Source organism: Ochrobactrum sp. RH2CCR150, from assembly GCA_014138095.1.
Taxonomy (GTDB): domain Bacteria; phylum Pseudomonadota; class Alphaproteobacteria; order Rhizobiales; family Rhizobiaceae; genus Brucella; species Brucella gambitense.
Genome location: JACGXE010000021.1, coordinates 49136 through 62067, shown reverse-complemented (window position 1 = coordinate 62067; position 12932 = coordinate 49136). Strand labels below are relative to the sequence as shown.

Sequence of the window (12932 nt, the reverse complement as noted above, 5' to 3'; positions counted from 1 at the left end):
TTCGCTTATGAATGGCTCAGCGGCATCCCCGCCGCTTTGAGCCATAAACCCGGAAAATTCCAGCTCTCCGTGGTCCAAATTCGGGGTGCACCTCAAGATGATGTCGGCCGATCTTCTCATGTATCATGACCGGCCTCCTTTTGCTGGGAGACGTGCCGACAGTTTGCGTGATCGATGAATAGCCGTACGATGAGCCCCGTCAGCGCTTGACGGGTCTCCTCCGGTAACTCCGGCCATTGCGGCATTCCTGCTAGCGCCTTTTGGCGCGGGTTCAAGAATAGATCGAACTGATATGTCATGGGTTGATTTGGCATGGACATCTCTCCGACTCGCTTCGTGAGAGATCAATGCTGCGCTCATTCCCCCAGATTGCGATGAGGTATCAGCGTCGTCCAGTAACTTTGCCAAAACATGGAGGGCTGCAAGATCGACGTGCGGAACCGGCAGGCTGCGCCAATATCCGCTCAAGGAACGGTCGAACATCCATGCTGGGACTTCAAGATGTCGGCCAGAAGAAGAACCAGAAAGGCTGCAGCGGAAAATATGCGTCCCCTTCGACAGCGCCTCATGGACGTGAACAAATCGCCCGGACCAGGGATGCCACGGATACAAAAGCTCGCGAACTTCGGTCCCGTGGGTGTTTTGTCGCCGTGTTGTATAACGAATTCCGGCCACATAGCGCCATTGGCAATAAGGTGCCGATTTCGCTTATGAATGGCTCAACGGCATCCCCGCCGCTTTGAGCCTTAAACCCGGAAAATTCCAGTTCTCCGTGGTCCAAATTCGGGGTGCACCTCAATTGGCATAAGAGCCGGAAAATTCTAATTCCCGGCGGTCCAATCTTGGGCTCAGTGCGGTTTTGCACCCCATCGCTCACAGAAGGTCTTTGGCGTTTAGACATTGTCGATCCTCGAGGCGGCTACCGACACTGGACAAAGGAGATGAAAGGTAACGACCGATTGCTACCGCCTGTTAAAGGCCTCGCGACGTAAGACACGTCTTTAGCGAAGTCGTTAATGACTTGTCTTGAGATTGAGGTAGACGACGCGAATGAAAATACTGGGCCACGCCCCCACGTCGGTGGCGAGCCGAAGAGAAGCAGCAGGAAATCTTACCCGAGAGGGTCTACGAAACTCGGAGCTATTCAGACGACGTACCAAATCAGTGCCTTGATAAGCTGTATTGAACCCTTTATAATCATAAATGGTTCAAGCCATTATGGATTAAATAAGATTGACTGATTTATTTTTGCAAAATGCTGTTCCTGTCTTGTTCTTAGGTTTTTACACGTCGGCTTTAATCACTTTAAGTAAAGGTGAGCGGCTGGCGGCAGATTATTCCCTTCCATTGAGCACTAGAGTATACCGTTGGCTCTTAAAGTGCTTCCCACTTGCGCTCTTTTTGGCTGTATTTTTTCTGTCGGTTGTTCTGGCGGTAAGGTACTTTCAAAACAGCCTCTAAAATACAGGAATAGCACGGAAGCTGCTTCATCAAATCGACCGTTCTCGTTTTATGGTTTTGCGCATCAACGGCTAGCCTCAGTCGCATTTTGGCCTACCATTCGTGTAAAAAACATGAGACATCAGTCAACCATGACAGATTCCAAATCATACAGTGCTGAGCGATGACAAGCGAAACTATCCACAAGAGCGAAATTGCTCGCGATACAACGATGGCGGCAGAACCGGCAAGCGGAGTGGCTGTCGCGGTTCGTGACATTAAGGATGCACTTACTGCATTTCGGATTGCCTTGATATTTGGCTGGCAAGATATTGCCCAACGTTACCGTCGCTCACGAGTTGGCGCGTTTTGGCTAACTCTTAACATGGCCGTTTACATCGGAGCTCTTGGCCTCATTTTTGGCACTTTATTTCGGTCAAACATGGCGGATTATCTTCCGCACATGTGTGCCGGTGTTATTATTTGGGGGTTGATATCTTCAGCGTTGTCGGAGGGCTGTACGACATTCAGCGGGGCTTCCGGCATAATACTTCAAGTGAGATTGCCCCTCTTTACGCACATAATGCGCACAATATGGAAGAATATTATTATATTCTTCCATAACATTGTCATATTCCCAATTCTATGTTTGATTTTGGGGCGGCAACTAAACTATTATACTTTTTTAGCTTTCCCGGGGTTTTTGTTGGTGGTTCTGAATTTGGCTTGGATGATGCTCGTTCTAGCTACCTTATGCTGCCGTTTTCGCGACATGACTCAGATTGTGACAAACATTCTGCAAATATGTTTTTACCTTACGCCTATTATTTGGACAGTAAAAACGCTACCGGAAAATGCATCCAAATTGATCTTCGAATTGAATCCATTTTATCACTTCATGCAGCTAATTCGTTCACCTCTATTTGGGGTCGCTCCTGAGTTCTCCAGTTGGCTAATCGCATTAGGATTAGCACTCGCTGGATGGAGCTTTGCACTTGTATTTTTCGGCAAGTATCGCTGGCGCGTACCGTACTGGTTATAAAATGAGCTCAATCAAACTTGAAAATGTGAGCGTTGAATTTCCTATCTACAACGCTTCAAATCGCTCGCTGAAGAATCGTATGCTCAATATTGCTACTGGGGGAAAAGTCGAGCAACGACGTGACGGGCTCGTTATTATTCGGGGCTTGGATGATGTGTCCTTCACTTTAGGGGATGGTGATAGGATCGGCCTTATAGGACATAACGGCTCCGGCAAAACGACCCTACTGCGCGTGCTCTCGGGTATTTTTTCTCCAACTCAAGGGCGCGCTACGATTGACGGCAAATGTGTTTCGTTAATCAATATCAATCTAGGTATTGATCCCGAAGCCACGGGGCGAGAGAATATCCGGCTCCGTTCAGCGATGATGGGGGTCCATCCAAAAGAACTTGCTCGGAACATAGAAAAAATTGAAACGTTTTCTGGATTAGGTGACTTTCTTGACGTTCCGTTCAGAACATACTCTTCTGGAATGCAAATGCGACTAGCTTTTGCAACATCTACCGCTATACGCCCCGAAATTCTGATTATGGATGAGTGGCTATCAACCGGCGATGAAGATTTTAAAGAACGCGCTAACGAACGCATGAGAGAGCTCGTTGAAACAACTCATATCTTGGTTCTCGCGAGCCATTCGAAAGCCCTACTTGAGAAAAACTGTAACAGGATTATATGGTTAGAACATGGGCGCGTAAAAATGGACGGGAGTCCTAACGAAGTACTGAAAGCTTACTTTGGATAAGAGTATCTTATCTTGCTCACAGAGATGGCCAATCTGCTATATTGTCTGCGTCTGCCCTTCTTCTCGCCGGTATCTTTCTCCGCTCACCATGAGCTTCCAGGCGTAACCGCCCGATTGTTACCGTGGAGAATATGTCTTGACGCGGGCAACGATATCTTCGTCATCGACAAAGCATTCGAGGAATTCTTGCCATTTTGCGGCTGATTTGCGTGCGTCGGCCAGCATCTGTCTGAGCATCATCGATGCCGTCGTCCGTTAGAGCGGAAGTGGTTTGATCATGAGCGTCGTAAGTCCACGGTGAAGGCCGTCTTGTGATGACGGCCTGCTGACTGCCAGTCCTAGTGGTAACACTAGACCGTATGTTCGTTGGTGAGGGCCGCTCACCCACGCTGTAGATTGTGTGGGCTCTGGAATTGGCCAGGGCGACCTACGGACCAGCGAGGGAAGACATGACAAGCGAGCACGCAGCTTTCATCGGCCTAGACACATCAAAGTTGAAGATTTCGGTGGCGATTGCCGAAGGCGAGCGCAATGGCGAGGTGCGGTTTCTGGGCGACATATCCTCGGAACCAACTTCTGTAGCAGCACTGGTCAAGAAGCTGGCTAAACGCGGGGTAAAGCTTCACTTCTGCTATGAGGCGGGCCCTACCGGGTACGGCCTCTATAGGCAAATCGTTGAATTAGGTCACGAATGCAGTGTAGTCGCGCCGTCATTGGTGCCAAAGCGTGCTGGTGATCGCGTGAAGACAAATCGTCGCGATGCTATCAGTCTTGCGAGGCTCCATCGAGCTGGCGAATTGACACCTGTCTGGGTGCCGGATGAAGCTCATGAAGCAATTCGCGACATGGTTCGTGCCCGCGACGCGGCTTTCGAGGCACAAAAGCAGGCGCGACAACAACTCAATTCGTTTTTACTCCGCCATGGCCGATATTATACGGGACGGAAAGCCTGGACCCGCGCGCATGGACGGGGCTGGCATCTCAAGCGTTCGATCATCCCGCGCATCAAATTTTGCTCGCCGAACATTGTCAGGCTGTTGAGGGTGCCGGAGTTCGTCTTGATCGACTGAACAAACTGATTGGGGAGACTTCTGCCTCGTGGTCAATGGCCCCAGTGGTCGCCGCGTACCAGGCGATGCGAGGGGTTGCGATCATGACAGCAGTGACGTTGGTGGTCGAAATTGGAGATGTCCGTCGGTTCGACAGCCCACGGCAGCTGATGGCATATCTCGGACTCGTCCCTACAGAAAGCTCAACCGGTGAGCGGGTCAGACGTGGAGGGATCACCAAAGCCGGTAATGCCCGGGCGCGCCGGGCGCTGATTGAGGGGGCGTGGACATACCGTTATCCGTAAGCGCGAATTTCTGCGCACCTTCTGAAGCGTAGTGCTCTCAGGCATGAAGTGTCCACCAAAATAGGTGGACACCAAATCATGGAAGAAGATGAGCAAAGACTGCGGGTGCGGCTTGTGGGTAGTGACGGACGACGTCGATATGACCCAGCTTCGGTAGATCGTCTTGTTGCAGCCTGTCTTGAACCGGGGGTCTCGGTATCGCGGCTTGCGCTTGAACACGGCGTTAATGTCAATCTCCTGCGGAAATGGATACAGAGGGCCAAGCGGCCTGGTCATCCTGTGCCTGCGGGTCCGGCGTTCGTTCCGGTTCAGGTCTGTCCCGATCGGAGCCTGCCAGTGCAGCGCAGCAGCTTGGATAAAAGCATCAAGAGGCTGTCTTGTGCGGCCAAGCTGAGCGCTTCACTGCCGAACGGGGTGACCGTGACGGTGGAATGCAGTGATGTCGATGGGTTGGGAGCAATAATAGGAGCGCTGGGTCATGTTCAGACTTGGCGCTGATCTCAAGGTTTACCTGCATCGTGAGCCGATCGACTTTCGGGCCGGCATCAACAGCCTTGCGGTCCTGGTCCAGGAGACAATGGCGCTGGATCCCTTTGCTCCTGCGGTTTTTGCCTTTTGTAATCGCCGTCGCGACCGGGTGAAGCTCCTGTTCTTTGATCGGTCCGGTTTTGTGATGGTCCTGAAGAAATTGACGGAAGACAGGTTCCGATGGCCCCGCCGAGAGACTGCGGTGGTGACGCTGACGACAGAGCAGCTGCATTGGATCCTCGATGGCATCGATATCGATGCGATGATCCGCCATCCGGTGCGGCAATATCAGATCGCCGGCTGAGGATGGCGAATTGAGCTATTGACGCAAAGGAGCGGTTCAGATTCAAGAATCTGATGAGTCAAACCGGCGAACCAAGCGTTGCAGAGCTGATGGCGCAGTTGGCGGCCAATGCTGCCGAAATCGCTGCGCTCAAAGCTGAGAAAGAGGCGCTCTCGCGGCGGGTCGTCAAGCTGGAAGAGGAGCTGGCACTGGCAAAGCTGCATCGCTTTGCCCCGCGCAGCGAAAAGCACATTGACCGTCTCTTCAACGAGGCCGAAGAGGCTGCGGTCGAGGATGACAGCGAGGAAGGCGATGTTGTCGAGCTTCCAGACACCGCTCTACCGCGTGGCGCAAACATTCGAGCGTGCTGGGGTTCCGATCAGCCGCGGCGCTCTCGCTCACTGGGTCATCGGCTCAAGCGAGAAGCATCTGCACCGCATCTATGATGCTCTGAGACTGCGGCTCAGATTACAGCCTCTCATTCATGGCGATGAGACGACGGTTCAGGTCCTGAAGGAAAAGGACAAGGAGGCCACCAGCACATCGTACATGTGGGCCTATCGCAGCGGCGAGGACAGTGACGAGCCAATCGTATTGCTCGACTATCGGCCGGGGCGCGGCCAGATCCACCCGCAGACCTTCCTTGGTGACTACCGCGGCATACTGGTGAGCGATGGCTACACAGCCTGGCGCACATTGAATGGCGCAACCCATGTGGGATGCATGGCTCACTCCAGGCGGCGCTTCGTTGATGCCCTCAAGGCGAGAAAGAATGGCGGAGGCCCGCCGGAGCAGGCTCTCAGGTTCTTCGAGCAGCTCTACCGGATCGAAAGGCAGGCGCGCGAGATAAAGCCCGACGCCGGTGAAACGCAGGCAGAGTGCATTTACCGCTTCCGGCAACAGCACAGCTTGCCTGTCCTGAACGCTCTAAAGACTTGGCTCGATAACATCGCGCCGAAGGTCGTACCGGATACCAAGCTCGGCGATGCTGTGTCCTACACCCTGAACCAATGGGATTACCTGACGCGTTACACCAGCGACGGCAGGATGCCGATCGATAACAATATTCTGGAACGTGACATCAGAGTTTTTGCGACTGGAAGAAAATCGTGGCTGTTCAGCGACACTGCTGACGGAGCCAGGGCCAGCGCAGTGATCTATAGTTTGATGCTGACATGCCGCGCCTGTGGCGTCGACCCTCTGATCTGGCTGCGGCACGTGCTCACTGAGTTGCCGCAGCGAGACGACGACGCCGACATCGGCGACCTGCTACCGATCAACTTCTCGAAAACCTCCGCCGCCTAACGGAGCCGGATATCGCTACCGATGCCAGGCGGCTCTAGCGGTGCCACAGCCGTCAATGCGCATCGAAAATCGCGCTTACCGTTATCCAGCACGGATCAGCCCCACAATCAACGCGAGGCTGGCAGGCCTGCCGAAATCGGTCTGCGCGATTGCGTGGAAACCAACAGGTATTTGTCTTGGAGAAGTTGAATGGCAAAAGGTCGCCGATTTCGGCCGCTTCGTCGTAAGCCTCCGGTGGAGGCCGCAGGTCAGGCCGCTTGAGCGTTGACTGTCGGAGGCGTCCAATTCCAAGGAAGCAGTTGCTCCAGCTTGGTCATCGGCGTGTCCGCGATACGGGCAAGGACATCGGCAAGCCACGCCTGGGGATCGATGTCGTTGAGCTTTGCCGTCATGATTAGCGTGGCCATGAAGGCTGCACGATCTGCACCGCGGTCTGATCCGGCGAAGAGCCACGACTTTCTGCCGAGCGCAAAGCCTCTGAGCGCTCGCTCGGCGGCGTTGTTCGTCAGGCAAATCCGGCCGTCGTCCAGGAATGACGTGAAGCCGTCCCATCGCTTGAGCATGTAATCAATCGCCTCGGCGACCGGGGAACTGCGTGAGAGTTTTGCCCGCTCGGTTTGAAGCCAGGCCTGAAGATCATCAACGAGCGGCCGGCTTTCCTTGCGGCGACGATCCAGGCGTTGATCGGCCGTAAGAGCGTTGATCTCCCGCTCGATATCAAACAGGCCGTCGATCCGTTTGACAGCTTCGAGCGCCATGGGTGAGATCGGCGCGGCGTTCTTTCCACGCTTGGCGTTTGCGGCAATGTCGGCGAGCACGAAGAACTTGCGCCGCGAGTGTGCCCAACAGAGCGCCTGGGTCAGCGGATCGGGATCGCGATCAACCTTGAACAGCGGATTGTAGCCGCCATAGGCGTCCGCCTGCAGAATGCCGGTGAAGGTCTTCAGGTGGCGCTCCGGATGCTCCTGCCGTCGATCCCGCGAGGCATAATAAAGGGCGGCCGGCGGTGAGAGCCCGCCGAATGGTCGGTCATCCCGGACATAGGTCCATATGCGACCGGTATCGGTCTTTCCCTTGGCCAGGATCGGCACGGTTGTGTCATCACCATGCAGACGTTCGGCAGCAAGGACATGCGCCTCGATCAGGGAGTGAATGGGCTTCAATGCCGCGGCACATGCTCCAACCTGATCGGCCAGCGTCGATAAGCTGAGGTCGACGCCCTCGCGGGCGTAGCGCTCGCTCTGGCGATTGAGCGGCTGGTGCTGGGCAAACTTCTCGAACAGGATCATCGCCAGCAGGTTCGGCCCTGCAAAACCGCGGGGCGTCACATGGAAGGGTGCTGGTGGCTGCGTAATCTTCTCGCACTCGCGGCAGGTGAACTTCTCTCGCACCGTCTGGATAACCTTCCAATGGCGCGGAACGACCTCCAGGGTCTCGGTAATGTCCTCACCGAGCTTTGACAGTTTAGCCGATCCGCAGCAGGCGCAATTCGTGGGAGCGGCGACAATGATGCGTTCGCGCGGCAGATGTTCAGGAAACGGTTTGCGTGATGGGCGCTTGCGCTCGAAGGCTTTGACGGCTGAGGCTTTGGCTGCGATCTCCGCGGCCAATTCATCTTCACCGGCGTCCGCTTCCAATTCCTCGAGTTGCAGTTCCATCTGCTCCAGGAGCCGCGCCTTACGCTCGGACCGGCTGCCGTAGAGTTCACGGCGGACCTTGTCGATCTCCAGCTTCAGCCGAGCGATCAGCGCTTCGGAATGCGATACGAGTGCCTTTGCACTGGCGGCTTCTGCCTTGGCGGTTGCCGCTTCTGCTTCGGCTGTAACACGTCGAGCGCGTTCCTGGGCCAGCAGTGCAAGGGCACTGGCAAGGTCGTCCGGAAGCTCTTCGGTCGCGTCGCTCATGACAGGATGGAATCATATTTGACCCCATCATTCCAGTGTTTTTGCTTATCCGGCCGACGTCGGCCGCCAGGTCTTTTGCGGCATCCGCCAGTCGATACCTTCCAGCAGATAACCGAGCTGCGCAGGCGTGATCACCACCGTGCCATCGGCCGCTGATGGCCAGATGAAGCGGCCACGCTCCAGCTTCTTCGTGAACAGGCAAGCGCCCTGGCCGTCATGCCAGATCACCTTGATCAGGCCGCCGCCTCGGCCACGGAATACGAACAGGTGACCGCACATCGGGTCGCGCTTCAGCACCTCCTGCACCATCAAGGACAGACCGGGGAAGCCCTTGCGCATATCGGTATGGCCTGTCGCCAACCAGACCTTCACGCCCACAGGAACCGGAATCATCGCAGCCCCAGCACGCAATCGAGAATCCGGCCAAGCGCGTCCGTGTCAATATCACTATCCACACGGACCCGACGGCCCCGGCCGAGCTCGATCGTTACATCGCTGCGCTTCCGACGAGGGTGGGATGTGGTGGGCGCTTCCAGCTGAACGGGAGAGACTGTCGAAGCGGCCTCGGATACGATCACCGGCACCAAAGTCGCCGTATCAGACCTTGGCTCCTCGATCCGGCAAAGCTCTTTGCGCCAACGGAACAACTGGCTGACATGGATGCCGGCCGCGCGGGCAATCTCGGAGATTACCGCGTCTGGCTCAAAGCAGGCAGCGACGAGGCGCTCTTTATCTTCGCGTGACCAGCGCCGACGGCGCTCCACGGACGTGATCACCTCAATTGGATGCTTCGTCATATGACTACTCCTAGTGTTACCACTAGGACTGGCAGTCAGCAGGCCGTCATCGCAAGACGGCCTTCACCGTGGGCTTACGCTTCGTCCCGCTGCGGCAACTCTGTAAGCACGTGGCTTAGCCAGGTGAACGGGTCGACGCCGCAGGCGCGGCGAGTCAGCATGAGGCAGCAGGTCAGGCTCAGTGCAGTCAGTGATCATATAATGGGGCTGAATAGCTAAGCTGCAGAAATTATAAAGATACCCGCAACGATGACACATGATCCGACGAGATGCTTATACGTAAGAGGTTCACCAAAAGCGTAGTAGGCGGCAATGGGCACGATGAGAAATCCCAAGGCCATAAATGGATAGGCTTTGGAAAGAGGAAGCGTTCTGAGTGCCCATATCCACAGCAAGGTGGAAATGCCGTAAAGCGCTAAAGCGGAGAAAAAAAAGATACGAACATTTGGATCGAGTATCAACGAAGTGATACCTGATAGCTGACTGCCGACTTTCTTGAATAAAAGTTGCCCAGCTGCCAAAAAAACAACGCAAATCAGAACGAAAATATAATCCATTACTTTCTCTTTTGAAGCGGAATATTCGGTCTTGAAGTACTGTCAACTACGACGAAGTTGAGAAGTAACTGAAACCCTAAAATGATCGGCAGTGCTGCCGCCATTACGGTGCCCGCAGTTGCTGGTATTCCACTCTGCCATGTATCAAGCCACTTTATCAATCCAAATATAAGACCAAAAGAAAACAAAACGGTTCCGAATAAAAGCTCTATGGATCCGACATTGAAGTCTCGTAAATAATACTTATAAGCAACTCTCTTGGTCAAAAGGAGTAAATGTTTTATGCTGAATTCAACCAACGATTTGGCAGAAGATAAGTGACTCGTTTCGTTGCCATAGACGGCTTTCATGGGAATATCCACCGCCACGGCGCCAATTATGTTCAACCGAAACAACATGTCCGTTTCGAAAAAGTATCGTTGGCTTATTTTATCGATTTGTAGCAATTCATATGCGTCTTTATGTAATGCTGTATATCCATTCGTTGGATCGAAGAGGTCCCAATATCCGCTGGATAATTTAGTAATAAATGATAGGCCCAAATTTCCTACCCGTCTAATAAATGGCATTTCCTGGATATCATCTGGATAATAAAAGCGATTTCCCTTTGTGTAATCTGCCAATCCGCTCTGTATCGGATTTGTAAATTTATTTAATATAGACGGGTCCATTTGTCCGTCACTATCAATTTTTACAACTATATCAGCGCCATCTTGGAAGGCTTGTTTATAGCCGGTTATCATTGCTCCACCGACGCCCTTGTTATCTGCGTGCCGAAGAAGTGTTACTCTATTATTATTTAATGCTTCAACCGAATGATAAGTATCGTCAGGGCTTGCGTCATCAACAACGTATATTTTTTTTACTGCATTCGGGATCTTACCAATCACGTCCGCAATTGTATTTTGCGCTTTAAACGCTGGGATTACCACGGCAATGTGCACATTAGCCTCGCTTTTTGCTCAAGAGATACGTGAGCTAATAAGAAAGCGCAAGAAGGAGCTTGCGGTGTGACGGGGGAATTTGGCCGGGCGTGGGTGCCCATTGATATCTTGTCGATTTAGTGGAAAGTGCTCGCGATGTGAACGTGTTTTGTTCGCCGATATACAAGTGTATACCCACGAGGCAGCTTGATGAGTTTGAAAAGAATGCAAGCTTTGGACAACGACGAAACGGCATTGAAGGTTTTGACGGTTTGCGTCGTGCTGGTGGCGATAATTTATGTATTGTTGGGGCTCACGCCTTCTCATTACTCAATAGCGCTTCAAAATTTCGGAATTGATTCGAAACCATTGTTTGGAAAGGCTCGGGCAATCCGATCCGACGAATGGGCGGTGTTGACCCCGTATTTTCAAATAGCAGTTTTGGGGCAAGGTGGCGTAACGGACGTTATTTCACCATATCAAGAGTCACTTAAGGCGGTTTGGCCGCTTCCAATTTTGGACTGGTCGTTGATATTTAAGCCGCAGTTGTGGGGGTTTTGGGTTTTCCCGCCTGCAACAGCATTTTCGCTGTATTTCGCATGTCTATGGGTGAGTTGTGTACTCGGCTATACGTTATTGGCACGCATGCTCGGAGCCAGCGCATTAATTTCCTTTTTAGGTGCTGTGGCTCTGTATTCATCACATTTTACGCAGGTGTGGTGGACAAGCCATGCGGCAACGTTTGCGTTCGCGCCGTGGCCTTTGGTAATTTATTTGTGGAATATCAATCCCGTTAAAAAGCTTCTTCTTCTCTATTGGGCGATAGCCGCTTGGATATTCTCGGATTTTTATCCGGCGTTCATTATTCCAGGCGGATTTGCGCTCCTTATTCTTTTGCTCGTATTCCGCCGTGATTTGGTCTGCGTAAAGGGAGCGTTCATTGCGATAGTCGCAATGCTCTCGGCTGCCGCTACAGTTTATCTATATTTTGGCGAGATAATTAATATTATGAAAGCCACAGAATATCCAGGCCAACGATTGGCGAGCGGAGGTGGAGTATCGGGTTCTCGCATTATCGCTCATATATTACCATTTTTTACAACAACGCAATTCGCGACGTTTCTGCCTAACTCGAATGAATGCGAAGTCGCGGTTGTGTCCACTCTCATACCTTTGATTTTCCTCTGTTTTGTTAATCTTGGTAAAGCTATTGATTACGTAAGAGGGAATGTAAAAAACGTAATTATAGCCATCATTGGACTATCGATGATGTTTTCTTGGATGGTCTTTCCTATACCTGCGGAGTACGGGCGTCTTCTAATGTGGACGAATGTGCCTGGGACCAGAATGGTTTGGGGTTTTGGACTTTTCCTGACCATTTATTTGGTCGTTTTATCGTCCATTATTGGTTTTTCGTTCTCTTGGCTGCGGTTTTCGGCTTTCTGCGCCATTTTGATAGGGGCGTGGTTGGCGTCAAAGATTGGCTTTGCAATGACGAGTTCTGTTTACGAGGTCACGCCGCTTCGCGCACTCAAACGCAGCTGGTTCGATTGGATAGCAATTGTTCCGTTTGGCATTATCGGCGTTTTAATAATGAGCAAAATGAGGCTGGCAAAAAAGCCGGAGGTTGCTCTGTTTGTAGGAGCGACAATATCTGGATTAGTAACGTTCGGTACGTTCAACCCGTTACAGCAGGCTTATCCGATCTTTAATCTGCCTAACTCAGACTTTCTGGCAAAACTGCGTGCAGACGCGAAGACTAACCCAAATGGCTGGGCAGTTGTGCCAGGTGTGTATGGAGCGACAATCAATGGTGCAGGCATTCCAGCCATAAATCACGTTCTACTGTCGCCACAACAAAAGTTTTTTAAACGCTTTTTCAGTGACTTAGACGATACTGCGTTCAATCACGCTTTCAATAGATATGAACATGTGGTTCCCAAAGAGGGGCTCTCTCAACCACACGTCCCACAAAATGACGTAGTATTAGTACCACTACAACGGTTCACTCAGAGCGTCGAGAAGCCTTAACCGGCTTCGCGAAGTGGCAAATCGGC

General features: G+C 52.5%; 10 protein-coding genes and 3 pseudogenes. 7 read left to right on the top strand and 6 right to left on the bottom strand.

Annotated elements, in window-relative coordinates:
- Positions 1-1624: 1624 nt before the first annotated feature.
- From FHW03_RS24245 to FHW03_RS24220, 6 genes and pseudogenes are all read left to right on the top strand, one after another.
- Entirely contained in the window at positions 1625-2482 is an 858-nt protein-coding gene (locus FHW03_RS24245) for an ABC transporter permease (protein WP_182522990.1), read from the top strand.
- A gap of 1 nt (position 2483) precedes the next feature.
- Positions 2484-3224 (top strand): ABC transporter ATP-binding protein, encoded by a 741-nt coding sequence (locus FHW03_RS24240; RefSeq protein ID WP_021587417.1) that lies wholly within the window; start codon positions 2484-2486, stop codon positions 3222-3224.
- Positions 3225-3673: 449 nt separating this feature from the next.
- Positions 3674-4575 (top strand): annotated as a pseudogene (locus tag FHW03_RS24235) (IS110 family transposase); the annotation flags it as partial.
- Between the two features lie 81 nt (positions 4576-4656).
- On the top strand, positions 4657-5076 hold the full coding sequence (locus FHW03_RS24230; protein WP_182522989.1) for an IS66-like element accessory protein TnpA: 420 nt from the start codon (positions 4657-4659) through the stop codon (positions 5074-5076).
- Entirely contained in the window at positions 5057-5410 is a 354-nt protein-coding gene (gene tnpB, locus FHW03_RS24225; RefSeq protein WP_113489922.1) for an IS66 family insertion sequence element accessory protein TnpB, read from the top strand. The genes FHW03_RS24230 and tnpB (FHW03_RS24225) overlap by 20 nt, the downstream gene beginning before the upstream one ends.
- 53 nt (positions 5411-5463) lie before the next feature.
- Positions 5464-6694: pseudogene (locus FHW03_RS24220) on the top strand (IS66 family transposase).
- Between the two features lie 248 nt (positions 6695-6942).
- On the opposite strand, the gene FHW03_RS24215 reads toward FHW03_RS24220, so the two are convergent.
- From FHW03_RS24215 to FHW03_RS24190, 6 genes and pseudogenes are all read right to left on the bottom strand, one after another.
- The gene (locus FHW03_RS24215; RefSeq protein ID WP_182522988.1) at positions 6943-8598 is read right to left on the bottom strand and encodes an IS66 family transposase; all 1656 of its coding nucleotides are present in this window, start codon (positions 8596-8598) and stop codon (positions 6943-6945) included.
- A 45-nt stretch (positions 8599-8643) separates the two neighbouring features.
- The gene (gene tnpB, locus FHW03_RS24210) at positions 8644-8991 is read right to left on the bottom strand and encodes an IS66 family insertion sequence element accessory protein TnpB (RefSeq protein ID WP_182522987.1); all 348 of its coding nucleotides are present in this window, start codon (positions 8989-8991) and stop codon (positions 8644-8646) included.
- Positions 8988-9395: an IS66-like element accessory protein TnpA gene (locus FHW03_RS24205; RefSeq protein WP_104680309.1), complete on the bottom strand. Its 408-nt coding sequence runs from the start codon at positions 9393-9395 to the stop codon at positions 8988-8990. Before FHW03_RS24205 ends, tnpB (FHW03_RS24210) begins: the two co-directional genes overlap by 4 nt.
- Positions 9396-9469: 74 nt before the next feature.
- Positions 9470-9562, bottom strand: a pseudogene (locus FHW03_RS24200) (transposase domain-containing protein); the annotation flags it as partial.
- A 48-nt stretch (positions 9563-9610) separates the two neighbouring features.
- On the bottom strand, positions 9611-9952 hold the full coding sequence (locus FHW03_RS24195; protein ID WP_182522986.1) for an EamA family transporter: 342 nt from the start codon (positions 9950-9952) through the stop codon (positions 9611-9613).
- Positions 9952-10896: a glycosyltransferase family 2 protein gene (locus FHW03_RS24190; protein ID WP_182522985.1), complete on the bottom strand. Its 945-nt coding sequence runs from the start codon at positions 10894-10896 to the stop codon at positions 9952-9954. Before FHW03_RS24190 ends, FHW03_RS24195 begins: the two co-directional genes overlap by 1 nt.
- A 189-nt stretch (positions 10897-11085) precedes the next feature.
- On the opposite strand from FHW03_RS24190, the gene FHW03_RS24185 reads away from it, so the two are divergent.
- On the top strand, positions 11086-12906 hold the full coding sequence (locus tag FHW03_RS24185) for a hypothetical protein (protein WP_182522984.1): 1821 nt from the start codon (positions 11086-11088) through the stop codon (positions 12904-12906).
- Positions 12907-12932: the final 26 nt, after the last annotated feature.

Coding starts and splice junctions, on each gene's coding strand:
- FHW03_RS24205 (WP_104680309.1), bottom strand. CDS start 9,395: ATGACGAAGCATCCAATTGAGGTGATCACGTCCGTGGAGCGCCGTCGG.
- FHW03_RS24215 (WP_182522988.1), bottom strand. CDS start 8,598: ATGAGCGACGCGACCGAAGAGCTTCCGGACGACCTTGCCAGTGCCCTT.
- tnpB (WP_113489922.1), top strand. CDS start 5,057: ATGTTCAGACTTGGCGCTGATCTCAAGGTTTACCTGCATCGTGAGCCG.
- FHW03_RS24185 (WP_182522984.1), top strand. CDS start 11,086: ATGAGTTTGAAAAGAATGCAAGCTTTGGACAACGACGAAACGGCATTG.
- FHW03_RS24245 (WP_182522990.1), top strand. CDS start 1,625: ATGACAAGCGAAACTATCCACAAGAGCGAAATTGCTCGCGATACAACG.
- tnpB (WP_182522987.1), bottom strand. CDS start 8,991: ATGATTCCGGTTCCTGTGGGCGTGAAGGTCTGGTTGGCGACAGGCCAT.
- FHW03_RS24230 (WP_182522989.1), top strand. CDS start 4,657: ATGGAAGAAGATGAGCAAAGACTGCGGGTGCGGCTTGTGGGTAGTGAC.
- FHW03_RS24240 (WP_021587417.1), top strand. CDS start 2,484: ATGAGCTCAATCAAACTTGAAAATGTGAGCGTTGAATTTCCTATCTAC.
- FHW03_RS24195 (WP_182522986.1), bottom strand. CDS start 9,952: ATGGATTATATTTTCGTTCTGATTTGCGTTGTTTTTTTGGCAGCTGGG.